22 protein-coding genes are annotated in these 21639 nt (G+C 63.7%); 8 read left to right on the top strand and 14 right to left on the bottom strand.

The genetic code is table 11. The annotated features are described in order from the left end of the window. Nucleotides 1-90: 90 nt before the first annotated feature. The 5 genes from ACIP1G_RS23670 to minC form a co-directional block, all read right to left on the bottom strand. Nucleotides 91-1380 carry a M18 family aminopeptidase gene (locus ACIP1G_RS23670; protein WP_400741226.1) on the bottom strand — a complete coding sequence of 430 codons (1290 nt, stop codon included), beginning with the start codon at nucleotides 1378-1380 and terminating at the stop codon, nucleotides 91-93. A gap of 149 nt (nucleotides 1381-1529) precedes the next feature. Further along, nucleotides 1530-2165 carry an RluA family pseudouridine synthase gene (locus tag ACIP1G_RS23665; RefSeq protein ID WP_011532730.1) on the bottom strand — a complete coding sequence of 212 codons (636 nt, stop codon included), beginning with the start codon at nucleotides 2163-2165 and terminating at the stop codon, nucleotides 1530-1532. A 153-nt stretch (nucleotides 2166-2318) separates the two neighbouring features. Then, nucleotides 2319-2573, bottom strand: a complete 255-nt coding sequence (gene minE / locus ACIP1G_RS23660; protein WP_400741224.1) for a cell division topological specificity factor MinE — start codon at nucleotides 2571-2573, stop codon at nucleotides 2319-2321. A 3-nt stretch (nucleotides 2574-2576) separates the two neighbouring features. Then, nucleotides 2577-3389, bottom strand: a complete 813-nt coding sequence (gene minD / locus ACIP1G_RS23655) for a septum site-determining protein MinD (protein ID WP_016715526.1) — start codon at nucleotides 3387-3389, stop codon at nucleotides 2577-2579. A 109-nt stretch (nucleotides 3390-3498) separates the two neighbouring features. Continuing rightward, on the bottom strand, nucleotides 3499-4263 hold the full coding sequence (gene minC / locus ACIP1G_RS23650) for a septum site-determining protein MinC (RefSeq protein WP_400741222.1): 765 nt from the start codon (nucleotides 4261-4263) through the stop codon (nucleotides 3499-3501). Between the two features lie 111 nt (nucleotides 4264-4374). Between minC and ACIP1G_RS23645 the strand changes: the two genes are divergently transcribed. Continuing rightward, a complete protein-coding gene (locus ACIP1G_RS23645; RefSeq protein ID WP_400741221.1) occupies nucleotides 4375-5310 on the top strand; it encodes a lipid A biosynthesis lauroyl acyltransferase in 936 nt (311 codons plus the stop codon). Nucleotides 5311-5488: 178 nt separating this feature from the next. Then, nucleotides 5489-6637 carry a patatin-like phospholipase family protein gene (locus ACIP1G_RS23640; RefSeq protein ID WP_400741220.1) on the top strand — a complete coding sequence of 383 codons (1149 nt, stop codon included), beginning with the start codon at nucleotides 5489-5491 and terminating at the stop codon, nucleotides 6635-6637. 98 nt (nucleotides 6638-6735) lie between these two features. On the opposite strand, the gene ACIP1G_RS23635 is transcribed toward ACIP1G_RS23640, so the two are convergent. After that, the gene (locus ACIP1G_RS23635) at nucleotides 6736-7560 is read right to left on the bottom strand and encodes a VacJ family lipoprotein (RefSeq protein WP_400741219.1); all 825 of its coding nucleotides are present in this window, start codon (nucleotides 7558-7560) and stop codon (nucleotides 6736-6738) included. After that, nucleotides 7553-8851: a serine/threonine protein kinase gene (locus tag ACIP1G_RS23630; protein ID WP_400741217.1), complete on the bottom strand. Its 1299-nt coding sequence runs from the start codon at nucleotides 8849-8851 to the stop codon at nucleotides 7553-7555. Before ACIP1G_RS23630 ends, ACIP1G_RS23635 begins: the two co-directional genes overlap by 8 nt. Nucleotides 8852-9041: 190 nt before the next feature. Between ACIP1G_RS23630 and ACIP1G_RS23625 the strand changes: the two genes are divergently transcribed. Beyond that, nucleotides 9042-9419: a hypothetical protein gene (locus tag ACIP1G_RS23625; RefSeq protein WP_400741215.1), complete on the top strand. Its 378-nt coding sequence runs from the start codon at nucleotides 9042-9044 to the stop codon at nucleotides 9417-9419. Between the two features lie 163 nt (nucleotides 9420-9582). Here ACIP1G_RS23625 and ACIP1G_RS23620 read toward each other — a convergent pair whose 3' ends face one another. Further along, a complete protein-coding gene (locus tag ACIP1G_RS23620; RefSeq protein ID WP_400741213.1) occupies nucleotides 9583-11148 on the bottom strand; it encodes a beta (1-6) glucans synthase in 1566 nt (521 codons plus the stop codon). Between the two features lie 197 nt (nucleotides 11149-11345). Here ACIP1G_RS23620 and ACIP1G_RS23615 point away from each other — a divergent pair, with 197 nt between their 5' ends. From ACIP1G_RS23615 to ACIP1G_RS23605, 3 genes are all read left to right on the top strand, one after another. Next, the gene (locus tag ACIP1G_RS23615; protein WP_400741211.1) at nucleotides 11346-12206 is read left to right on the top strand and encodes a glycine betaine ABC transporter substrate-binding protein; all 861 of its coding nucleotides are present in this window, start codon (nucleotides 11346-11348) and stop codon (nucleotides 12204-12206) included. 244 nt (nucleotides 12207-12450) lie between these two features. After that, on the top strand, nucleotides 12451-12762 hold the full coding sequence (locus tag ACIP1G_RS23610; protein ID WP_400741209.1) for a DUF485 domain-containing protein: 312 nt from the start codon (nucleotides 12451-12453) through the stop codon (nucleotides 12760-12762). After that, nucleotides 12759-14423 carry a cation acetate symporter gene (locus ACIP1G_RS23605; protein WP_400741207.1) on the top strand — a complete coding sequence of 555 codons (1665 nt, stop codon included), beginning with the start codon at nucleotides 12759-12761 and terminating at the stop codon, nucleotides 14421-14423. Before ACIP1G_RS23610 ends, ACIP1G_RS23605 begins: the two co-directional genes overlap by 4 nt. 54 nt (nucleotides 14424-14477) lie before the next feature. On the opposite strand, the gene ACIP1G_RS23600 is transcribed toward ACIP1G_RS23605, so the two are convergent. Continuing rightward, entirely contained in the window at nucleotides 14478-14630 is a 153-nt protein-coding gene (locus tag ACIP1G_RS23600) for a DUF3309 family protein (RefSeq protein WP_013971433.1), read from the bottom strand. A 318-nt stretch (nucleotides 14631-14948) separates the two neighbouring features. Between ACIP1G_RS23600 and ACIP1G_RS23595 the strand changes: the two genes are divergently transcribed. Together ACIP1G_RS23595 and csrA are read left to right on the top strand one after the other, a co-directional pair. Continuing rightward, nucleotides 14949-15758 carry an SDR family oxidoreductase gene (locus ACIP1G_RS23595; protein ID WP_400741205.1) on the top strand — a complete coding sequence of 270 codons (810 nt, stop codon included), beginning with the start codon at nucleotides 14949-14951 and terminating at the stop codon, nucleotides 15756-15758. Nucleotides 15759-15878: 120 nt separating this feature from the next. After that, nucleotides 15879-16058, top strand: a complete 180-nt coding sequence (gene csrA / locus ACIP1G_RS23590; RefSeq protein WP_400741204.1) for a carbon storage regulator CsrA — start codon at nucleotides 15879-15881, stop codon at nucleotides 16056-16058. Between the two features lie 102 nt (nucleotides 16059-16160). Here csrA and ACIP1G_RS23585 read toward each other — a convergent pair whose 3' ends face one another. The 5 genes from ACIP1G_RS23585 to ACIP1G_RS23565 all read right to left on the bottom strand — a co-directional run. Further along, nucleotides 16161-16388 carry a YheU family protein gene (locus ACIP1G_RS23585; RefSeq protein ID WP_003252629.1) on the bottom strand — a complete coding sequence of 76 codons (228 nt, stop codon included), beginning with the start codon at nucleotides 16386-16388 and terminating at the stop codon, nucleotides 16161-16163. An 84-nt stretch (nucleotides 16389-16472) separates the two neighbouring features. Then, entirely contained in the window at nucleotides 16473-17657 is a 1185-nt protein-coding gene (locus ACIP1G_RS23580) for an osmoprotectant NAGGN system M42 family peptidase (protein WP_400741202.1), read from the bottom strand. A gap of 111 nt (nucleotides 17658-17768) precedes the next feature. Then, nucleotides 17769-19514 (bottom strand): N-acetylglutaminylglutamine synthetase, encoded by a 1746-nt coding sequence (gene ngg / locus ACIP1G_RS23575; protein WP_400741201.1) that lies wholly within the window; start codon nucleotides 19512-19514, stop codon nucleotides 17769-17771. A 3-nt stretch (nucleotides 19515-19517) separates the two neighbouring features. After that, a complete protein-coding gene (locus ACIP1G_RS23570) occupies nucleotides 19518-21305 on the bottom strand; it encodes an N-acetylglutaminylglutamine amidotransferase (protein ID WP_400741199.1) in 1788 nt (595 codons plus the stop codon). A 98-nt stretch (nucleotides 21306-21403) separates the two neighbouring features. Then, the coding region (locus tag ACIP1G_RS23565; RefSeq protein WP_400741197.1) for a hypothetical protein at nucleotides 21404-21639 on the bottom strand (236 nt) is incomplete at its 5' end.

Below are 21639 nucleotides of genomic sequence, written 5' to 3'. Positions count from 1 at the left end.
CGGCCTCTTCGCGGGTAAACCCGCTCCTACATCGGACTACATACCCTTGTAGGAGCGGGTTTACCCGCGAAGAGGCCAAGCCTGCTTACATCAGGGCAACTCGCGGCTGCGGTAGAACGCCGTCAGCACCTTCACCAGGTGCGCCAGGTCATGGCTACCGCACAACTCGCGAATCGAGTGCATGGCAAAGGTCGGCAGCCCGATATCCACCGTGCGCACGCCAAGGTGGCTGGCAGTAATCGGCCCGATGGTCGAGCCGCAGCCCATGTCGCTGCGCACGACAAAGCTCTGCACCGGCACTTCTTCGGCCATGCACAGGTGGCGGAAGAACCCGGCGGTTTCGCTGTTGGTGGCGTAGCGCTGGTTGTTGTTCACCTTGATCACCGGCCCGGCATTGAGCTTGGGCCCGTGGTTGCCATCGTGCTTGTCGGCGTAGTTGGGGTGCACGCCGTGAGCGTTGTCGGCCGACACCATCAGCGAGCGCTGGATAGTACGCACGTAGGCGTCGCCATCTGGCAGCAGGCGCTGCAAGGTCTGCTCCAGCATCGGGCCGTCGGCACCGCAGGCCGAGCAGCTGCCCACTTCTTCGTGGTCGTTGCACACCAGCACGCAGGTTTCGTCGCTATCGGCGGCCAGCAGGGCCTGCAGGCCGGCGTAGCACGACAGCAGGTTGTCCAGGCGGGCACCGGCGATAAAGTCGCCGTTCAGGCCAATCAGTGCGGCGTCCTGGGTGTCGTAGAAGCTCAGCTCGTAATCCAGTACCACATCGGCGATCAGCTCGTGCTCGCGGGCCAGTTGCTCGGTAAGCAGGGCACGGAAGTCGATGCGCTCGTCACCTGCCACCTGGGCGAGGATCGGCGGCAGTTCGTTCTGCGGGTTGATCGCCCAGCCTTCGTTGGCGGTGCGGTTCAGGTGGATCGCCAGGTTGGGGATGATTGCGATCGGCAGCTTGAAGTCAATCAGCTGGCTCTCGACCTTGCCGTCACGGCGGTAGGTGACGCGGCCGGCCAGCGAGAGGTCGCGGTCGAACCACGGTGCCAGCAGGGCGCCGCCATACACTTCCACGCCCAGTTGCAAAAAGCCCTGGCGCTGCAGCTCGGGCTGCGGCTTGACCCGCAGGCACGGGCTGTCGGTGTGGGCGCCGACCATGCGGATGCCGTTCAGCAACGGCGCCTGCTTGCCCAGCTTGATGGCGATGATCGAAGAGTCGTTACGGGTGACGTAGTAGCGCCCGCCAGGCACTGTGGCCCAGCTGTCGCGCTCGTCCAGGCGCTGGTAGCCGGCAGCCTCCAGGCGCTGGGCCAGGCTGGCGGTGGCGTGGAAGGGCGTGGGGGAGGCCTTGAGGAAGTCGATAAGGCCAGAATTCAGTGCGTCGCGCATAGCTCACTCCAGACAGCAGTGGCGCGAGTTTAGCGCAGAATGTCGACAATTTGTGTCTGCCTCTTCGCGGCTAAAGCCGCTCCTACACACACCGCGGTACTTGTAGGAGCGGCTTTAGCCGCGAAGAGGCCGGTACAGGCAATACAAATTCAGAACGGCGCCGGGCACTCGAACTTCAACCGCTCCCCGGACACCGGGTGGGTAAAGCTCAGCATCGAAGCATGCAGGCACAGCCGTTCATGCGCCGCCAGCGCTTCAGGGTTGGCATACAGCCGATCCCCCAGCAGCGGGTGCCCGATCGACAGCATGTGCACGCGCAGCTGGTGCGAACGCCCGGTAATCGGGGTCAGCTCCACCCGGCAGTAATCACCGCAACGCTCGACAATGCGCCAGAAAGTCAGCGCATGCTTGCCCTGCTCATGGTCCACCACGTGCCGTGGCTTGGTCGGTGGGTCATAGCGCAGCGGCAGGTCGATGCTGCCGCTGTCCAGCGCTGGTTGGCCCCAGCACAGCGCGGTGTAGGCCTTTTCGGTCTCGCGGTCGTGGAACTGTCGCGACAGCTCGCGGTGGCTGTCGGCATCGCGGGCCAGCAGGATGATGCCGGAGGTTTCCCAGTCCAGGCGGTGCACGATCAGCGCGTCGGGGTAGCCGTTTTCCTGCAGGCGGGTGATCAGGCAGTCCTTGTTGTCCTCGGCGCGGCCGGGCACCGACAGCAGCAGGGTCGGTTTGTTGATCACCAGGATGGCGGCGTCTTCGTGCAGGATCTGGATGTTCGACAGCGGCATTGCTTGGTCTCGGTTATATCGGGGGAAAACAGCGGGGCCGCTTTGCGGCCCTTCGCGGGCAAGCCCGCTCCTACATGGGAATGCATACCCCTTGTAGGAGCGGGCTTGCCCGCGAAGGGCTGCAAAGCAGCCCCAAATTGCCGATTGCGCGGATCAGCGATCCGGCAAGGTAATGTTCAGCTCCAGAATCGAGCAGCTGCCCTGGTTTTCCAGCTCGATATGCACGTCATCGTTGCCGATGTTCACATACTTGCGGATCACTTCCAGCAGTTCTTGCTGCAGCGCCGGCAGGTAGTCCGGTTCGCTGCGTTGGCCGCGCTCGTGCGCCACGATGATCTGTAGACGCTCTTTCGCTACCGACGCGCTGGTCTGTTTTTGCCTGCCACGAAAGAAGTCAAAAAGGTTCATGGTTTACTTGCCTCCAAACAGTCGCGCGAAGAATCCTTGCTTCGGCACTTCGATGAACCGCAGGGGCTTTTCCTTACCCAGCAGGCGGTCGACGGTATCGCTATAGGCCTGGCCGGCATCGCTCTGGTCGTCGAGGATGACCGGGATACCCTGGTTGGAAGCCTTGAGTACTGCCTGGGACTCAGGGATCACACCCTTGAGCTTGATCGCCAGGATCTCTTCGACGTCGGCGATGCTCAGCATTTCGCCCTTTTCCACGCGCTCCGGGTGGTAGCGGGTGATCAGCAGGTGTTCCTTGATCGGCTCTTCGCCGTTTTCGGAGCGGCGCGATTTGCTCGACAGAATGCCCAGCATGCGGTCCGAGTCACGTACCGAAGAAACTTCCGGGTTGGTCACCACGATGGCTTCGTCGGCGAAGTACATGGCCAGGTGTGCGCCTTTCTCGATACCGGCCGGCGAGTCGCAGATGACGAAGTCGAAGTCTTTCTTCAGCTCCATCAGCACCTTTTCCACGCCTTCCTGGGTCAGCGCGTCCTTGTCACGGGTCTGGCTGGCAGCCAGCACGTACAGGTTCTCGAGGCGCTTGTCCTTGATCAGGGCCTGCTGCAGGTTGGCTTCGCCGTTGACCACGTTGACGAAGTCGTACACCACGCGGCGTTCGCAGCCCATGATCAGGTCGAGGTTACGCAGGCCCACGTCGAAGTCGACGATGACGGTCTTGTGGCCACGCAGAGCGAGGCCGGTACCAATGGCGGCGCTGGTGGTGGTCTTGCCCACACCCCCCTTGCCGGAAGTAACCACGAGAATCTTGGCCAAGGTGTTTCACCCCTAAAATAATCGGGACGCTTGTCCCTTCAAATAACTGAAATAGCTTAAATAACGGCAACAGTAAAAAAGTTGCTCTAAAAATGCAGGCAAGTATCCGTTAAAGGCGGGTGATGTTCAACACGTCACCAGACAGGCTGACTTGCACGCCGGCGCCCCACAGCGGGTCGCGGCGCAGGTCTTCGCAAACCTTGTACTGGCCGGCGATGGAGACCATTTCAGCGGTCATCTGCTGGCAGAAGATACGCGCCTTGGTATTGCCTTTGATGCCGGCCAGGGCCCGGCCACGCATGGCGCCGTACACATGGATGTTGCCATCGGCCAGAAGTTCCGCACCCGGGCTGACCGAACCGGTCACCACCAGGTCGCCACCTTGAGCGTAGATCTGCTGGCCGCCACGTACTGGCGAAGTGATGATGCGCGTCGGGCGCACCTCGGGTTCTACGACAGGCGGTGCGACCGGGGCCGGGGCTGGTTCGGGTTTTTTCACCTCGGGCTCAGGCTCCAGCGGCCGTTCGCGGGCGCCGGATGGCGGCAGCACCGGCAGGTCGATGGCGATGGCGGCGGCGATGTCCTCGATGCGGTTGGCACGGATGGCCAAGGTGCGCAGGCCGTGGTGGCGGCAGATCCGCATCAAGCCGGGCAGGTCGATTGCCCCTTCGTCGGCCAGCAGCTTGTCCAGCGCCAGCACCAGCGGCGTGTTGCTGAAGAAGTTCGGTGCCTGGGCGACTTTGGCCGCCAGCTGGCGGTCGAGGGCTTCAAGGTCATTGCGCGCCAGTTCCAGCACTGTGATGGCGAGCATGCTGCCCTTGAGCTGGAACACGGAGGCGGTGTCGGGTGTGTGGTTTGGGCTCATGGTCTGCATAGACGGCTTGTTGCGAAAAAAGTGCCCTGACTTATAACGAGAACACCGGTTGCCCGCAACATGCACTGATCCGTTGTAGAATGCGCGGCCTTTGTCTTTCCGGATGCTTCAATGGAACGCCCGCGTTTTCGTCCCTATTACCTTCACCCCAAGTTCTGGGGCCTGTGGCTGGGCCTGGGCCTGCTGTGGCTGGTGGTCCAGTTGCCGTACCGGGTGCTGTTGAAAATCGGTGCTGCGCTGGGGGCGGTGATGTACCGCTTTGCCGGTGAACGTCGGCGCATCGCTGCGCGTAACCTGGAGCTGTGCTTCCCGGAACTGTCAGTCGACGAACGGCAGCGTTTGCTCAAGGCCAACTTCGCCTCCACGGGTATTGCCTTCTTCGAAATGGCAATGAGCTGGTGGTGGCCCAAGGCCAGGCTGGCGCGCCTGGCCCATATCGAGGGGCTGGAGCACCTGCAGGCCGCCCAGCAGGCGGGGCAGGGCGCCATCCTGATGGCGGTGCACTTCACCACCCTGGAAATCGGCGCCGCGCTGCTGGGCCAGCAGCACACCATCGACGGCATGTACCGTGAGCACGGCAACGCACTGTTCGACTTCATCCAGCGCAGCGGCCGCGAGCGCCACAACCTCGATTCGCTGGCGGTAGAGCGCGAGGACGTGCGCGGCATGCTCAAGCTGCTGCGCTCGGGTCGGGCGATCTGGTACGCGCCGGACCAGGACTACGGCGCCAAGCAGAGTATTTTCGTGCCGTTGTTCGGCATCCCGGCGGCTACGGTGACCGCCACCACCAAATTTGCCCGGCTGGGCAAGGCGCAGGTGATTCCGTTCACCCAGAAGCGCCTGGAAGATGGCAGCGGCTATCGTCTGGTAATCCACCCGCCACTGGCGGACTTCCCTGGGGAAAGCGAAGAGGCCGATTGCCTGCGCATCAACCAGTGGGTCGAGAGTGTGTTGCGCGAGTGCCCCGAGCAGTACCTGTGGGCGCACCGCCGGTTCAAGTCGCGGCCCGAAGGGGCGCCGCGGCTGTATGACAAGAAAAAGCGCTGAGCCTTGTGTAAGCAGGCCTGGCCTCTTCGCGGCGGTTCGACGCCTCGATGAACCCGCTCCCACAGGAGCTGCACAGTATTCAGCCTCTGTGCAATCCCTGTGGGAGCGGGTTCATCGAGGCGTCGAACCGCCGCGAATAGGCCGGGCCTGAAAACATGTAAACCCCAGGAAGGACCCCATGGCCCCACCCCCGGTAACCGGTCTTATCCTGTCTGGCGGCGGCGCCCGTGCCGCCTATCAGGTCGGCGTGCTGGCCGGAATCGCCGAGCTGCTGCCCGCCGGCGCGCATAACCCGTTCCCGGTCATCGTCGGCACCTCCGCCGGGGCCATCAATGCCGTCACCCTGGCCAGCGGCGCCACCCAGTTCCACGACGCCGTGCAACGGCTGACCGCCTTCTGGCAGAACTTTCGCAGCCACCTGGTGATCCGCAGTGACTGGCCCGGGGTAGTCCGCCAGGCCAGCCGCTTCGTTGGCCACAGCCTGCTCGGCCTGGGCGGCCAGGCACCGGTGGCGTTGCTCGACAGCAGCCCATTGCGCGGCTTGCTGGAGGCGCACCTGAACCTCGATGGCATCGGCCGTTCCCTGGCTAGCGAACAGTTGCGCGCCGTGGCGGTGACCGCTTTCGGCTACGAGTCCGGCCAGGCGGTCACCTTTTACCAGGGGCGCGGCACCATTGAAGCCTGGTTGCGCCACCGCCGCATTGGCGTGCCCACGCCGTTGACCATCGACCACCTGCTGGCCAGCGCGGCCATCCCGCTGCTGTTCGCCCCGGTGCAGTTGGGTGGCGAATTCTACGGCGACGGCGCGGTGCGCCAGTCGGCGCCGATCAGCCCGGCCTTGCACTTGGGCGCCAGCCGGGTGCTGGTGGTCGGGGTCAGTGGCAACCCACAGCGGCCAGCCCCGCCTTTGCCGACCCAGCGGGTGTTCAGCGGGCAGCAGCCGAGCCTGGCGCAGATCGGTGGGCACATGCTCAACAGCACGTTCATTGACAGCCTGGAAGACGACATCGAACTGCTACAGCGCCTCAACCATCTGAGCCGGCTGCTGCCGAGCCACCTGGACGCGCGCCGCCTGGGGCTGGCGCCGATCGAAGTACTGGTGGTGGCGCCCAGCCAGCCGCTGGACGAGATTGCCGCACGCCACCGGCGCGAATTGCCGGCGGCGTTGCGCCTGTTCCTGCGTGGGCCGGGGGCGACGCGCACCAGCGGGGCGGGGGTGTTGAGCTATTTGCTGTTCGAGGCCAGTTATTGCAGTGAGCTGATCGAGCTGGGGCGGAGGGATGCGTTGGCCAAGAAGCGCGAGCTTTGCCAGTTCCTGGGGATTTGATGTTGCCTGCTCTGGCCCTTTCGCGGGTGAACCCGCTCCTACAGGGGCTATGTGGCCCAATGTAGGAGCGGGCTCACCCGCGAAGAGGCCAGGCCTGCCTATTCGGCTATCTGCAACTTGCGCGCCTGGGTATACACATAGCGCACCTTCTCGTACTCGAACGGCGAGTTGAGCTGGCCATAGCGGAAGTGGGTGGTATAGCGCTTGTCCACCACGCGCAAGGCAAAGATTTCCGGGTGCTCCTCGCTGGCTTCGGCCATATTCAGGTAGTTGATCGCCTGCTCACCGGCATAGTCCACCACCAACCCGGTGGTATCACGCAGGTTCGATGGCCCCAGCACCGGCAGCATCAAGTACGGCCCGTCCGGTACGCCATAAAAGCCCAAGGTCTGGCCAAAGTCTTCGCTCTGACGCGGCAGGCCCATGCTGGTCGCCGGGTCCCACAGGCCCCCCACGCCGATGATGGTGTTGAACATCAGCCGTGCGGTGATCTCGGCCGAGCGCTTGGCCTTCAGCTGCAACACGCTGTTGAACAGGTTCGGCACATCGCCCAGGTTGTTGAAGAAGTTGCTCACCCCGGTACGTACGAAACGCGGGGTGACGTACTGGTAGCCACTTACCAGCGGCAGCAGCACCCACTGGTCCAGGCGGTAGTTGAAGTGGTAGATGCGCCGGTTGATCGACTCCAGCGGGTCGTACACGTTCAGCGCCTCCAGGGTGGAACGCTCGAATTCGCGCTGGTTCAGCCCTGGGTTGAATTTAAGTGCGCGCAACGGGTCGATGAAGCCATCGGCCTCGGGCGCCAGCGGCGCGGCAGTCACTTGCGGGTCGGCCTCGACCACGCTGGCCCGGGGGGCGGTTTCGGCGGCCAGGGTGTGGCCGGCAGCGAGCAGGGCAGTGGCGAAGAGGAGTTTGTTAACCACGGAAGAACTCCAGCATGGCGTCACTGTTGACGCGGTAATTAAGGTTGCCGCAATGGCCGCCATGGGGGTAAAGGGTCAACCGGTCACCAAACACCTTGCGCAGGAAGCCGATGTCGCCCGGGCCGAGGATGACATCGTCGGCGTTGTGCATCACGGCGATCTTGTCGCTGCTGCGCAGGTAGTCTTCCAGGGCATACAGGCTGACCTGGTTGACCAGCTGCAGGATGCTGTTGCCATCGGTGCGGGCGCGCCACATGGGGATGACCTGCTCGGTCATGTAGCAGTCGAAGTCACACTGCAGGGCGCGTTTGAAGAACGGCGTGAGGCTGCTGCCCTCGGTGATCGGGAACTTCGGCGGAATGATCAGGCCGCGGCGGTTGATCAGGTCGGACGTGAAGGCGATGTCGGCTGCCGAGAAGCGGAACGAGGTGCCGATGAGCATGGCCATCTGTTCGTTGGACAGGTGCTGTTTCGACTGCTGGAAGTCGTACAGCAGGGCGTCGTTGAGGTCGATGTAGCCCTTGTCCTGGAAGTAGCGGGTGAGCTTTTCCAGCATCAACTCATAGAAGGTGGTGCTGCGGTCGATGCCCTTGACCTGAGTTTGCACCAGCTTGTCGAGGTTGTTGATCGAGGTGTACAGGTTGACCGGCGGGTTCAGCAGCAGCACGCGCTTGAAATTGAAGCTGCGGCGGGTTTCGTCCAGGTGGCTGACAAAGGCAGCATCAAGGGCGCCCAGGCTGTAGCCGGTGAGGTAGAAGTCACTGACCGGCAGGCGCGGGTGCTGGGCGCGCACGGCCTGCATCACCCGGTACATGTCTTCGGCGTCTTCCTTGCTGACGCCTGGGGTAGCGAAGCGCGAGGCAGCGCTCATGAAGTCGTAGCTGGTGGGTGACGACAGTTGCACCACGTGGAAGCCAGCCTGGTAGAACAGTTTTTTCAGGTATTCGTTGATGGTGCTGGTGTAGGGCGCGCCGGTGCCGGCGATGATGAAGATCAGCGGCGCCTCGCGGTCCTGGCGGGCCAGGCGGTACTTGAGCTTTTTCACCGCCCAGAAGTTGTCGGGCAGGGTGAACTCGCGCTCCGGGCGCAGGTTCAGGCTGTAGTCGGACTGGTTGATTTCGTCGTCGCTGGGCAGCGTGGGGCGCTGGTCCGGCGGTGTGGTGGCAATGGTTGCCTCGAACGGGTTGGTCAAGGGGTAGCCGTAGCTTGCGGCGTCGATATCCCGCGCCGAAGCGGCCACAGCCATGAGCAGGCTGCCGAGCAGGGCAGCGAGGCGCAAAGATCGAAGCATGTAATCCCCCAAAAGAACGCAAGGTCGAGCGGTGTGCAGGCTAGGACCACATCCAACCGGGCAAAGTTGCCAGTTGCGGTGGCCTTTGGTGTGCTTGTTATCTGCAACATAGCTGCAGGACTGTGATTTTGCCTTACAACAAGGCATAAGCGATCATGGATGCTTTCGATTACTGCTATTGGAGAACAGGATGTCTCGTTCGCTGCCGTCTGCGCTGCTGATGCTGTTCCTCGGGTTGTGGCTCGCGGCCAGTTATGGCGTGCGCTATGGGCTGATGGAAGATGGCCAGTGGGTTGGGTTGTGCACGGTGCCAGCGGCATATTGGCAGTGCGAGGTACGGTCGCTGCTGGGGTTGGGCATTCATCACCAGGTGATGGCTTGGGCCGGGTTGGGCTTGGCGTTGCTGACGCAGGTGGTTGCCGGCCGCGCTGGCTGGTGGCTGGCGGTGCTGGCCCTGGTCTTCGCGGTGCCGGCGCTGGTGCTGTATACCGCCAGCATTGCGGTGTTTGCGCTGGTGCTGGCGGGGTTGCGCCTTGTAAGAGATGCCAACGCGACGCGGTCAGTGTAGGAGCGGCCTTGTGTCGCGATGGGCCGCAAAGCGGCCCCGGCTATCTATGCTGCTCCTTGAATCCTGGGGCCGCCTTGCGGCCCATCGCGACACAAGGCCGCTCCTACAGGGACCGCGCCGGGTTGTAGGAGCGGGTTTACCCGCGAAGCAGGCGACATCGCCATTAAGCCGATCGCACCCGCAAGCTCCGCCACAACGCCGCCGTCATCAGCACACTCACCACTGCCCAGCCCCAGGCCTGCTGGTTCTCCAACCCTTCGATAAACATCTGCGGCGCCACCCCGGCACCGACGATGAACGCCAGCAGCGCCACCTCTGCCCGCCGTGCCCGCACCGGCCACAGCACATACACCAGCGCCGGCAACGCCAGCGCCGCGCTGGGGAAGCTGCGGTAGCGCGGGTCGAACACCATCGCCAGCATGCTCACCGCCGCAGCAAAGCCGGCTGCCAGCAACAGCCAGCCGGCCCGCGCCTGCAGCCAGGCAAACAATCGCTCGCGCCAATCCCCCCGTTGCGCCAGTGCCAACAGGGCATGGGCCAGCACCAGCAGGTTCAGCCCGGCGAGCAGCACTGCCCACAGCCATTCCCCGGCAAAGCGCGCATGGGTGCGCATCAACTCGCCCCACAAGCCCAGGCAGCCTGCGCCAAACGCCGCCAGCAACGGCAGCAGCAAGGCCGCCTGCGTGGTAGCAGGGCGCCCGGCAAGCATCAGCATGGTCAGCATCAGCACGGCACTGGCCAGCAACCATTGCGGCCAGTAATGCAGGTTGCTCACCGGCCCTTCGAGCACGCCCTTGTCCTGCCGGTCGGCGTCGTAAAGCCCCCAGTAACCGCCAACCGCCCCTTCATTGGCGCGTTTCCACGGCTGGTCGAACGCTTCGATCAGGTTGTAGTGCCAGCCGTTGTTTTCGGCCATGGCCACGAAGCCGCGAATGAAGCGCGCCTCGTTGACCCGGCTGGGCAGTGCAGTCTCGCGCTGGCGGCCTTCGCTGGGCCAGCCGGTTTCGCCAATCAGGATGTCCTTGGGGGCGAAGCGTGTGCCGAATACCCGGCGCACATCGGCGACGTGGGCCAGGGCCTCGTCGATGCCGCGCGGGTCGTCCTCCCAGTAAGGCAGCAGGTGGATGGTCAGGAAGTCCACTTCCGGCGCCACCTGCGGGTGCTGCAACCAGAACTCCCAGACATCGGCATAGGTCACCGGCACCTTGACCTGGCTCTTCACCCGGGCGATCAGCTTGGCCAGGTGCGCGCCGGTCACCTCTTTGCGCAGCAACGTCTCGTTGCCGACGATCACCGCGCTGACCACGTCGGGGTTGGCGTTGGCGGCGGCGATCAGCAGGCTGATTTCCTTTTCGGTGTCGGCTGGGTGGGCGTTGACCCAGGCACCGAGCATTACCTTAAGGCCATGCTTGCGCGCCAGCGCCGGGATTGCCTCAAGGCCGGCCTGCGAATAGGTGCGGATGCACTGGAACCGCTCAGCCAGCAGGGCCAGGTCGGCGTCCATGCGTGCCGGGCGCAGGCGAAACGGCTGGTCGTAGGGCGACTGGTCCTTGTCGAACGGGGTGTACGAGGCGCATTGCAACTTGTGCGTCGGGCTGGCCGCATCGGGCAGGTGCACCGGCTTGCCAAGCCCATGCCAGAGCCCTCCGAGCCCGAGCAGGGCCAACAGGCAGGCAAGCAGGTACAACGGCAACAGCAGGCGGGCAGAACTGGGCATCGGGCGGTCCATCGTCAGGCGCAAAAGGGTAGATAGTAGCCCGGCGCCAAACCTTTGGCATGCAAGGATCGCGCAGCCCGGCGTAGGCCGATGGCGCTAATGGCATAGTGCTGTCGCATATGGGGCAGATAAAGGTCGCAGCTGGAGCAGGTCGACTATTGTTGCAAGACGATGATGCAAATTCCGAGACCTGACGAGGGGATGCTTTGATGGCAACTTTGAAAAAAATGCGACGTTTCCTGGGTGTGGGTACCGCCCTGGTATTGGGAATGAGCGCAGCACAGGCAATGGCCAAAGAAGTCAGCATTGGTTACGTGGATGGTTGGGCCGACAGCGTGGCGACCACCAACGTGGCCGCCGAAGTGATCAAGCAGAAACTCGGCTACGACGTGAAGTTGCAGGCCGTGGCCACGGGCATCATGTGGCAGGGCGTGGCAACCGGCAAACTCGACGCCATGTTGTCGGCCTGGTTGCCGGTGACCCATGGTGAGTACTGGGCCAAGAACAAGGACAACGTGGTCGACTACGGCCCCAACTTCAAGGACGCCAAGATTGGCCTGATCGTCCCCGAGTACGTCAAGGCGGGGAGCATCGCCGACCTCAAGACCGATAGCAGCTTCAAGCAGAAGATCGTCGGCATCGACGCCGGCTCCGGGGTGATGCTGAAGACTGACCAGGCGATCAAGGACTACGACCTGACCGGTTACAAATTGCAGGCAAGTTCCGGTGCGGCGATGACCGCAGAACTGGGCCGTGCCTATACCAAGCAGCAGTCGATTGCGGTCACCGGCTGGGTACCGCACTGGATGTTCGCCAAGTGGAAGCTGAAGTTCCTCGAAGACCCGAAAGGCGTGTATGGCGCGGCAGAAACCGTGAACAGCATCGGCAGCAAGGAACTGGCGACCAAGGCGCCGGAAGTGGCGGAGTTCCTGAAGAAGTTCAACTGGCAGTCCAAAGACGAGATTGGCGAAGTGATGCTGGCGATCCAGGAAGGCGCCAAGCCTGAAGCGGCGGCCAAGGACTGGGTGGCCAAGCACCCGGACCGTGTGAAGGAGTGGACTGGCAAGTAATAACCCTTTAGGGACAGTGTTGTTTCTTCGCGGGTGAACCCGCTCCCACAGGGATTTCCACAGTCATCAGGATTGTGCAAATCCCCTGTGGGAGCGGGTTTACCCGCGAAAGGGCCTTAGGTTTGTTACACAATCGGTAAAACACCGTTGCATCTAAGACTAAGGTCGTCTGGTTGGCGTTCATCGGCAGCATAAAGTAAGGGTGTGGGTTCCATCCCCTACCTGTGCTGCTAGGACAAAAACAATGAACGACAGCATTTACCTCTCGATACAAAACAGCCCGCGCTTCAAGGAGCTGGTCACCAAACGCGAACGGTTCGCCTGGATTCTCTCGGCGATCATGCTCGGCCTGTACTGCGCCTTTATCCTCCTGATCGCCTACGGTCCTCATATCCTGGGCACCAAGCTCAGCCCTGAGTCGTCGATTACCTGGGGCATTCCCCTGGGCGTCGGCCTGATCGTCTCGGCATTCGTCCTGACCGCCATCTATGTGCGCCGCGCCAACGGCGAGTTCGATGAGCTGAACAAGGCCATCCTGAAGGAGGCGCAACAATGATTCGCCACGCCAAAGCCCTGGCCGTACTGGCCTGCGGAGCCTTCGCACCCGCCGTGTGGGCCGCCGATGCCCTGACCGGCGAGGTGCAGAAACAACCGCTGAACGTTGCCGCGATCGCCATGTTCGTGGCCTTCGTCGCCTTCACCCTTGGCATTACCTACTGGGCCTCCAAACGCAACAAGTCGGCGGCGGACTACTACGCCGCTGGTGGCAAGATCACCGGCTTCCAGAACGGCCTGGCGATTGCCGGCGACTACATGTCGGCCGCCTCGTTCCTGGGTATTTCCGCGCTGGTGTTCACCTCTGGCTACGATGGGCTGATCTACTCGATCGGCTTCCTGGTCGGCTGGCCGATCATCCTCTTCCTGATTGCCGAACGCCTGCGCAACCTGGGCAAGTACACCTTCGCCGACGTGGCCTCGTACCGCCTCGGGCAAAAGGAAATCCGCACCCTGTCGGCTTCCGGTTCGCTGGTGGTGGTAGCGTTCTACCTGATCGCGCAGATGGTCGGTGCCGGCAAGCTGATCGAGCTGCTGTTTGGCCTGGACTACCACGTTGCGGTGATCCTGGTGGGTATCCTGATGTGCCTGTACGTGCTGTTCGGCGGCATGCTGGCCACCACCTGGGTACAGATCATCAAGGCCGTGCTGCTGTTGTCCGGTGCCAGCTTCATGGCGCTGATGGTGATGAAGCACGTGGGCTTTGACTTCAACACGCTGTTCTCCGAAGCCATCAAGGTACACGCCAAGGGCGAAGCGATCATGAGCCCGGGCGGCCTGGTCAAGGACCCGATCTCGGCCTTCTCGCTGGGCCTGGCGCTGATGTTCGGTACCGCCGGCCTGCCGCACATTCTGATGCGCTTCTTCACCGTCAGTGATGCCAAGGAAGCCCGCAAGAGCGTGCTGTACGCCACCGGCTTCATCGGCTACTTCTACATCCTCACCTTCATCATCGGCTTTGGCGCCATCCTGCTGGTCAGCACCAACCCAGACTTCAAGGACGCCGCCGGCGCCCTGCTGGGTGGCAACAACATGGCAGCGGTGCACCTGGCCAATGCCGTGGGCGGCAGCGTGTTCCTCGGCTTCATCTCGGCGGTGGCCTTCGCCACCATCCTGGCGGTGGTCGCCGGCCTGACCCTGGCCGGTGCCTCGGCGGTGTCCCACGACCTGTATGCCAGCGTATGGCGCAAGGGCAAGGCCAACGACAAGGACGAGATCCGCGTGTCGAAGATCACCACGGTCGCCTTGGGCGTGCTGGCGATAGGCCTGGGCATCCTGTTCGAGAAGCAGAACATCGCCTTCATGGTCGGCCTGGCGTTCTCCATTGCTGCCAGCTGCAACTTCCCGGTACTGCTGCTTTCGATGTACTGGAAAAAGCTGACCACCCGCGGCGCCATGATCGGCGGCTGGCTGGGCCTGGTGAGCGCAGTGACGCTGATGATCCTCGGCCCGACCATCTGGGTACAGATCCTCGGCCACGAAAAACCGATCTACCCGTACGAGTACCCGGCGCTGTTCTCGATGGCCATTGCCTTCGTCAGCATCTGGTTCTTCTCGGTCACCGATAAGTCCAAGGCTGCTGACGACGAACGTGCACTGTTCTACCCGCAGTTCGTGCGTTCGCAGACTGGCCTGGGTGCATCTGGTGCTGTTTCGCACTGATCCTCCTGGTAATGAAAAAACCGCGCCTAGGCGCGGTTTTTTTATGCCCAGCAGCTAGATCATGCCTAGCAGCAATAGCACCAGCAGAACCACCAGCACCACGCCGATGATGCCGGATGGGCCGTAGCCCCAGCTGCGCGAGTGCGGGAAGACCGGTAAGCCACCAATCAGCAGAAGGATCAGGATGATGATGAGAATCGTGGTCATGACGGAGTCCTTGCGTGGTTGAGGGTCAAGGGCCTCGGACTGCTGGCCTCTTGTAGAATCGGACTGTTGCCGCTTGGGAAAGATTCCATTTGTGTGCTGCCTGGGCTGGCCTCTTCGCGGGTAAACCCGCTCCTACAAAGGTTGGCGGCGGTCTTGGAGGCAGCGCTGTCCTTTGTAGGAGCGGGTTTACCCGCGAATAGGCCAGCACAGGCTAACCACCCAGTCATGCCCCCCCATTCACTACCCTGATGAACCCTGCCGTTACCCAGGCCCTTGTTTAGACTCCTCTCAACAGCCATCAGAACAAGGCCAGCCACCATGCAAAACCGCATCATGATCACCGGCGCCGGGTCCGGCCTCGGTCGCGAAATCGCCCTGCGCTGGGCGCGTGAGGGCTGGCGCCTGGCGCTGGCCGATGTCAACGAAACCGGCCTGCGCGAAACCCTGGAGCTGGCCCGCGCGGCCGGCGGCGAAGGCTTTGTCCAGCGCTGCGACGTGCGCGACTACAGCCAGCTCACCGCGTTGGCCCAGGCCTGCAGCGAGCAGTTCGGCGGCATCGATGTCATCGTCAACAACGCAGGCGTCGCCTCGGGTGGTTTTTTTGCCGAGCTGTCGCTGGAAGACTGGGACTGGCAGATCGCGGTCAACCTGATGGGCGTGGTCAAGGGCTGCAAGGCCTTCTTGCCGCTGCTGGAGCGCAGCAAGGGGCGCATCATCAACATCGCCTCGATGGCCGCGCTGATGCAGGGCCCGGGCATGAGCAACTACAACGTGGCCAAGGCCGGTGTGCTGGCACTGTCGGAAAGCCTGCTGGTGGAGCTGCGCCAGCAGGAGGTGGCGGTGCACGTGGTATGCCCGTCGTTCTTCCAGACCAACCTGCTGGACTCGTTCCGCGGGCCGAACCCGGCGATGAAGGCGCAGGTTGGCAAACTGCTGGAAGGTTCGCCGATCAATGCGGCGGAAATTGCCGAGTACATCCATCAGCAGGTCGCTGCTGGCGCGTTCCTCATCCTGCCCCACGAGGCCGGGCGCCAGGCTTGGGCGCTGAAGCGTCAGGCCCCGGAACGGCTGTATGACGAAATGGCCGAAATGGCGGTGAAGATGCGGGCAAAAGCGCATTCTCGATGAATGGTCTGTAGGAGAAATTACCCAAAAATGTAGGGCGCTTCTGAATCGCAGCGGAACTATTGAGTAGCCCAATGCCTACGAGGCAGGCTCCGGTTTTCCCTTTCGCAGGAGGATCGGAACATGCTGGTAATAGGGCGTGAAGTGGGCGAGATCATCGTGATTGGCGATGACATCCGGATCATGGTGGTGGAGGCCCGGGACGGCGTGGTGCGCTTTGGGGTGGATGCACCGCGTAAGGTGCCGGTGCATCGGGCTGAGGTGTACAAGCGCATCAAGGAGGCCAAGCAAAGCAAGGCTTGATGTTACCTATACCGGCCTATTCGCGGGTGAACCCGCTCCTACAGGTCCTGAGGGCAGCGCAGTCCTGTAGGAGCGGGTTTACCCGCGAAGAGGCCGGCCCTGTCAATCAAGCAATTCGCGGGGCACATCATGCTTGGCCAGCAACTGGCACTGCTGGCTTTCCAGGTCGAACAGGATGAACGCCTGGCCTTTGGCCAATGCCTGGCGTACCCGCAGCACGCGGGTTTCCAGCGGGGTGTCGTCGCCGTTGTCGGTGCCGTCGCGGGTGACGAAGTCCTCGATCAGGCGGGTCAGGGTTTCGGCTTGCAGTTGGTCGTAGGGGATCAGCATGGTAGGCAGTGTCTATCGTGTTGGTAGGGTAATGCTACGCGAAACATCTGGCATTTGGGGGCCGCTTCGCAGCCCCCAGGGCCCTCAGCCCTTGTTACCCACCAGGCTATCCACCGCCGGCACCCGCGTATCGCTCTCCATCTGCGCATCATGCTCCAGCTGATGGCTAAAGCGCTCCAACGACGCATTGGCCGGCTGCGAATCACTGGCAAATACCGGCGGGCTCAACAGATAAGCCGACAACAAGCGGCTAAGCGCCGCCAGGCTGTCGATATGCGTGCGCTCATATCCGTGGGTGGCATCGCACCCAAACGCCACCAGCGCGGTCCTGATATCGTGCCCCGCCGTCACCGCCGAATGGGCATCGCTGAAGTAGTAGCGGAACAAATCGCGCCGGACCGGCAGGTCGTGGTCGCCAGCAAGCTTCAGCAAATGCCGGGACAAGTGGTAGTCGTACGGCCCTGACGAGTCCTGCATGGCCACGCTCACCGCGTGTTCGCTGGAGGCCTGCCCAGGTGCCACCGGGGCGATGTCGATGCCGACGAATTCGCTGACGTCCCAGGGCAGGGCGCCAGCAGCACCCGAGCCGGTCTCTTCGGTAATGGTGAACAGTGGGTGGCAGTCGATCAGCGGTTGGCGGCCACTCTCCACCACAGCCTTCAGCGCTGCCAGCAGCGCCGCCACGCCGGCCTTGTCGTCCAGGTGGCGGGCACTGATGTGGCCGCTTTCGGTGAACTCGGGCAACGGGTCGAAGGCGACGAAGTCGCCAATGCTCACACCCAGCGCCTCGCAGTCGGCGCGGGTGGCACAGTAGGCGTCCAGGCGCACCTCCACGTGTTCCCAGCTGACCGGCATCTGGTCGATGGCGGTATTGAAGGCATGCCCGCTGGCCATCAACGGCAGCACGCTGCCACGGTATACGCCGGTGTCGGTGAACACGCTGACCCGGCTGCCTTCTGCGAAACGGCTGGACCAGCAGCCGACCGGCGCCAGGGCCAGGCGGCCGTTGTCCTGTAACTGGCGCACGCTGGCGCCGATGGTGTCGAGGTGGGCGGAAACGGCGCGGTCAGGTGAGGTTTGCCGGCCCTTGAGGGTGGCGCGGATGGTGCCGCGGCGGGTCAGCTCGAAAGGGATGCCCAGTTCGTCCAGGCGTTCGGCCACATAGCGCACGATGGTGTCGGTGAAGCCGGTGGGGCTGGGGATGGCGAGCATTTCCAGCAGCACGCGTTTGAGGTAGTCGAGATCGGGTTCGGGGTGTCGTTCGGACATGTCGGGTGCTCCTTTACTCCTGTGCCGGCCTCTTCGCGGGTGAACCCGCTCCCACAGGGATTCACCGACCCTTGTGGGAGCGGGTTTACCCGCGAAGAGGCCGGCACGGGTTTACGCCAAAGGCCGGCTATGCGGAAACAGCAGGTCGATAAAACGCTCGGCCGTCGGCTGCGGTTCATGGTTGGCCAACCCGGCACGCTCGTTGGCTTCGATGATCACGTACTCCGGTTGCCCGGCATCGCGCACCATGAAGTCCAGCCCCACCACCGGTATTTCCAGCGCTCGGGCAGCACGCACGGCAGCGTCGGCCAGCACCGGATGCAGGCGTTCGGTAACGTCTTCCAGGGTGCCGCCTGTGTGCAGGTTGGCCGTGCGCCTTACCGCCAGGCGCTGGCCGGCAGGCAGCACGTCGTCATAGCCAAAGCCCGCCGCCCGCAGAGTGCGCTCGGTTTCGTCATCCAGCGGAATACGGCTTTCGCCTGCCGTGGCAGCCTGGCGACGGCGGCTCTGCGCTTCAATCAACTGGCGCACGCTGTGCTTGCCATCGCCCAGCACCTGCGCCGGGTGGCGAATGGCGGCGGCCACCACTTCGTAGCCGATTACCACGATGCGCAGGTCAAACCCGGCATGGAAGCTTTCCAGCAGCACACGGTTGTCGAACTGGCGGGCGTGCGCCACAGCGTGGGTGATGTCGTCGATGCAGGTCAGGTTCACCGCCACGCCCTGGCCTTGCTCGCCATCGACCGGCTTGACCACCACCGCGCCATGCTCGTCGAGAAACGCCAGGTTGTCGTCGGCATTGCCCGCCAGTTGCTGCGCCGGCACCTGCAGCCCGGCGTGCTGCAGGGCATGCTGGGTCAGGCGCTTGTCCTGGCACAGGGTCATGGTCACGGCACTGGTCAGGTCGCTGAGCGACTCACGGCAACGAATGCGCCGCCCGCCCAGGCTCAGGGTGAACAGCCCACCCGCAGCATCATCCACCTGCACCTCAATGCCGCGGCGCAGTGCCTCGTCGACGATGATCCGCGCGTAGGGATTGAGGTCGGCTTGTGGTCCGGGGCCGAGGAACAGCTGCTCGTTGATGCCGTTCTTGCGCTTGACCGCGAAGGTGGGCAGGTTGCGAAAGCCCAGCTTCTGGTACAGGCGCTTGGCCTGGCGGTTGTCGTGCAGCACCGACAGGTCCAGGTAGGCCAGGCCGCGGCTCATGAAGTGCTCGATCAGGTGGCGCACCAGCACCTCACCCACGCCGGGGCGGGTGCAGTGCGGGTCTACCGCCAGGCACCACAGGCTGCTGCCGTGCTCCGGGTCGTCGAACGCCTTGGCATGGTTCAGGCCCATGACGCTGCCGATCACCGCGCCGCTGTCTTCGTCTTCGGCCAGCCAGTACACCGGGCCGCCGAGGTGCCGGGGGGTAAGCAGTTCGGCGTCGACCGGCAGCATGCCGCGTGCCTGGTACAGGGTGTTGATCGCCTGCCAGTCGGCCGGGTTTTGCGCGCGGCGCACGCGGAAACCGCGAAACACCCGCTGCGCCGGGCGGTAATCGGTGAACCACAGGCGCAGGGTGTCGGACGGGTCGAGGAACAGTTGCTGTGGCGCCTGGGCCAACAGCTGCTGCGGCGCCGCCACGTACAAGGCGATGTCGCGCTCGCCGGGGCGTTCGTCCAGCAGGTCTGCGGCCAGGTCGGCCGGGTTGGGGTAGGTGTGGCCGATCAGCAGCCGACCCCAGCCGCAGTGCACGGCACGCGGCTGGTCGTGGGGCTGGCTGCCATCGCCGGCCAGGCGCGCCTGCAGGCGCTCGTAGGACGGCGCCTGGCCGCGCAGCAGGCGCTGACCGTAAGCGATTTCGTGGGCTTTCATTGGTCAGATTCCTTGTTCGCTCAGCCACAGGTTCAGCGCCGCCAGCTGCCACAGCTTGGACCCGCGCAGCGGCGTCAGCTGACCGTGCGGGTTGCTTAGCAGGCGGTCGAGCATGGCCGGGTTGAACAGCCCACGGTCCTGGCTGGGGTCGGTCAGCAGCTCACGCACCCAACCCAGGGTGGCGCCTTCCAGGTGCTTCAGGCCCGGCACCGGGAAGTAGCCCTTCTTGCGGTCGATCACCTCGTGCGGGATCACCCGCCGCGCCGCTTGCTTGAGCACCTGCTTGCCGCCGTCGGGCAGCTTGAAGCGCGCCGGGATGCGCGCCGACAGCTCCACCAGGCGGTAGTCGAGGAACGGCGTGCGCGCCTCCAGGCCCCAGGCCATGGTCATGTTGTCCACCCGCTTGACCGGGTCGTCGACCAGCATCACCGTACTGTCCAGGCGCAGGGCCTTGTCCACCGCATCCGGCGCGCCGGGGCGGGCAAAGTGCTCACGGACGAAATCGCCGGCCGCGTCGGTTTCCAGCAGCCACGGCGCCTGCACGGTATCGCGGTACTCGGCGTGGCTGCGGTCGAAGAAGGCATCGCGGTAGGCGGCATACGCATCGTCGGCGCCATCCACCTGCGGGTACCAGTGGTAGCCGGCGAACAGCTCGTCGGCACCCTGGCCGCTCTGCACGCCCTTGCAGTGCTTGGCCACTTCCCGCGAGAGCAGGTAAAAGGCGATGCAGTCGTGGCTGACCATCGGTTCGCTCATGGCGCGGAACGCCGCTGGCAGCTGGTCGATGATTTCGTGCTCGGCAATGCGCAGTTGGTGGTGGCGGGTGCCGTAGTGCCTGGCGATCAGGTCGGAATACTGGAACTCGTCGCCGCGCTCGCCGCCGGCATCTTCAAAGCCGATGGAGAAGGTCGACAGGTCATCCACACCCACCTCGCGCAGCAGGCCGACCAGCAGGCTGGAGTCGACCCCGCCAGATAACAGCACGCCCACATCGACGGCGGCCCGTTGGCGGATGGCCACGGCGTCGCGGGTGGCGTCGAGTACTCGGGTGGTCCAGCCTTCCAGATCAAGTTCACGCTCGTCCGGGTTGGCGCCGTACTGCAGCTGCCACCAGGTCTGGCGTTCTACTTCGCCATGGCGGTCGATGCGCATCCAGGTACCGGGTTCGAGCTTTTGCACGTTGGCCAGCAAGGTGCGCGGCGCTGGCACCACGGCGTGGAAGTTCAGGTAGTGGTTGAGTGCCACCGGGTCGAGCATCGGGTCGATGTCACCGCCCTTGAGCAGCGCTGGCAGGGTTGAGGCAAAGCGCAGGCGCTCGCCGTTGCGCGACAGGTACAGCGGCTTGACGCCCAGCCGGTCGCGGGCGAGGAACAGGCGCTGGTTGTCGCGCTCCCAGATGGCGAGGGCGAACATGCCGTTGAGCTTGGGCAGCAAGGCCGCGCCCCAGGCGTGGTAGCCCTTTAGCAGCACCTCGGTGTCGCCGTCGGACCAGAAGTGGTAGCCCAGGTCCTGCAGTTCCTGGCGCAGCTCCGGGAAGTTGTAGATGGCGCCGTTGAACGCCAGCGACAGGCCCAGGGTGTTGTCGACCATCGGCTGCGCCGAGCCGTCGGACAGGTCCATGATTTTCAGGCGCCGATGGCCGAGGGCGATCGGGCCCTGGCTGTGGAAGCCCCAGGCATCCGGGCCGCGAGGCGCCAGGTGGTGGGTGATGCGCTCTACCGCAGCCAGGTCGGCTGGGCGAGGGGCTTGGTCGATGGGGGTGAAACGCAACTCTCCTGCTAATCCGCACATAGGTCCTTACCGGTTTTTCCGTTGGGGAGGGGGCGCCCTGGATTTGGGCACCTTAAGGAACTGACCTGTGTGGTTTGTGAGAGTTTTAGAACATTCTGTTATATGGGGTGGGGCTGGCAGGTGGTTGCCTTGGGTTTTGTAGTGTTGCGGACATCGAGCGCCGAAGCGTTCGCCTCGACACATTTAGCGCCCGCGAGATCGAGCGCCGCAGGTGTTCGCCGAAGAGTTTTCAGCGCCTGTGAAATCGAGCGCCGCCCGCGCGGCGCTTCGCGGCTAAAGCCGCTCCTACGTTTGTTTCGGGCCAGTCCATCCTGTGCCAGGCGCGCGCGACCGC

It is taken from the genome of Pseudomonas sp. NPDC089392 (assembly GCF_044749595.1).
GTDB lineage: Bacteria > Pseudomonadota > Gammaproteobacteria > Pseudomonadales > Pseudomonadaceae > Aquipseudomonas.
Note: the sequence above shows the minus strand (reverse complement) of the source record. Positions and strands in the feature narration are given on the sequence as shown.

What these genes read in the sequence shown, in the direction of transcription:
- ACIP1G_RS23670 (WP_400741226.1), bottom strand. Translation starts at nt 1,380, where the DNA reads ATGCGCGACGCACTGAATTCTGGCCTTATCGACTTCCTCAAGGCCTCC.
- ACIP1G_RS23665 (WP_011532730.1), bottom strand. Translation starts at nt 2,165, where the DNA reads ATGCCGCTGTCGAACATCCAGATCCTGCACGAAGACGCCGCCATCCTG.
- minE (WP_400741224.1), bottom strand. Translation starts at nt 2,573, where the DNA reads ATGAACCTTTTTGACTTCTTTCGTGGCAGGCAAAAACAGACCAGCGCG.
- minC (WP_400741222.1), bottom strand. Translation starts at nt 4,263, where the DNA reads ATGCAGACCATGAGCCCAAACCACACACCCGACACCGCCTCCGTGTTC.
- ACIP1G_RS23645 (WP_400741221.1), top strand. Translation starts at nt 4,375, where the DNA reads ATGGAACGCCCGCGTTTTCGTCCCTATTACCTTCACCCCAAGTTCTGG.
- ACIP1G_RS23640 (WP_400741220.1), top strand. Translation starts at nt 5,489, where the DNA reads ATGGCCCCACCCCCGGTAACCGGTCTTATCCTGTCTGGCGGCGGCGCC.
- ACIP1G_RS23630 (WP_400741217.1), bottom strand. Translation starts at nt 8,851, where the DNA reads ATGCTTCGATCTTTGCGCCTCGCTGCCCTGCTCGGCAGCCTGCTCATG.
- ACIP1G_RS23625 (WP_400741215.1), top strand. Translation starts at nt 9,042, where the DNA reads ATGTCTCGTTCGCTGCCGTCTGCGCTGCTGATGCTGTTCCTCGGGTTG.
- ACIP1G_RS23620 (WP_400741213.1), bottom strand. Translation starts at nt 11,148, where the DNA reads ATGGACCGCCCGATGCCCAGTTCTGCCCGCCTGCTGTTGCCGTTGTAC.
- ACIP1G_RS23615 (WP_400741211.1), top strand. Translation starts at nt 11,346, where the DNA reads ATGGCAACTTTGAAAAAAATGCGACGTTTCCTGGGTGTGGGTACCGCC.
- ACIP1G_RS23610 (WP_400741209.1), top strand. Translation starts at nt 12,451, where the DNA reads ATGAACGACAGCATTTACCTCTCGATACAAAACAGCCCGCGCTTCAAG.
- ACIP1G_RS23605 (WP_400741207.1), top strand. Translation starts at nt 12,759, where the DNA reads ATGATTCGCCACGCCAAAGCCCTGGCCGTACTGGCCTGCGGAGCCTTC.
- ACIP1G_RS23600 (WP_013971433.1), bottom strand. Translation starts at nt 14,630, where the DNA reads ATGACCACGATTCTCATCATCATCCTGATCCTTCTGCTGATTGGTGGC.
- ACIP1G_RS23595 (WP_400741205.1), top strand. Translation starts at nt 14,949, where the DNA reads ATGCAAAACCGCATCATGATCACCGGCGCCGGGTCCGGCCTCGGTCGC.
- csrA (WP_400741204.1), top strand. Translation starts at nt 15,879, where the DNA reads ATGCTGGTAATAGGGCGTGAAGTGGGCGAGATCATCGTGATTGGCGAT.
- ACIP1G_RS23585 (WP_003252629.1), bottom strand. Translation starts at nt 16,388, where the DNA reads ATGCTGATCCCCTACGACCAACTGCAAGCCGAAACCCTGACCCGCCTG.
- ACIP1G_RS23580 (WP_400741202.1), bottom strand. Translation starts at nt 17,657, where the DNA reads ATGTCCGAACGACACCCCGAACCCGATCTCGACTACCTCAAACGCGTG.
- ngg (WP_400741201.1), bottom strand. Translation starts at nt 19,514, where the DNA reads ATGAAAGCCCACGAAATCGCTTACGGTCAGCGCCTGCTGCGCGGCCAG.
- ACIP1G_RS23570 (WP_400741199.1), bottom strand. Translation starts at nt 21,305, where the DNA reads ATGTGCGGATTAGCAGGAGAGTTGCGTTTCACCCCCATCGACCAAGCC.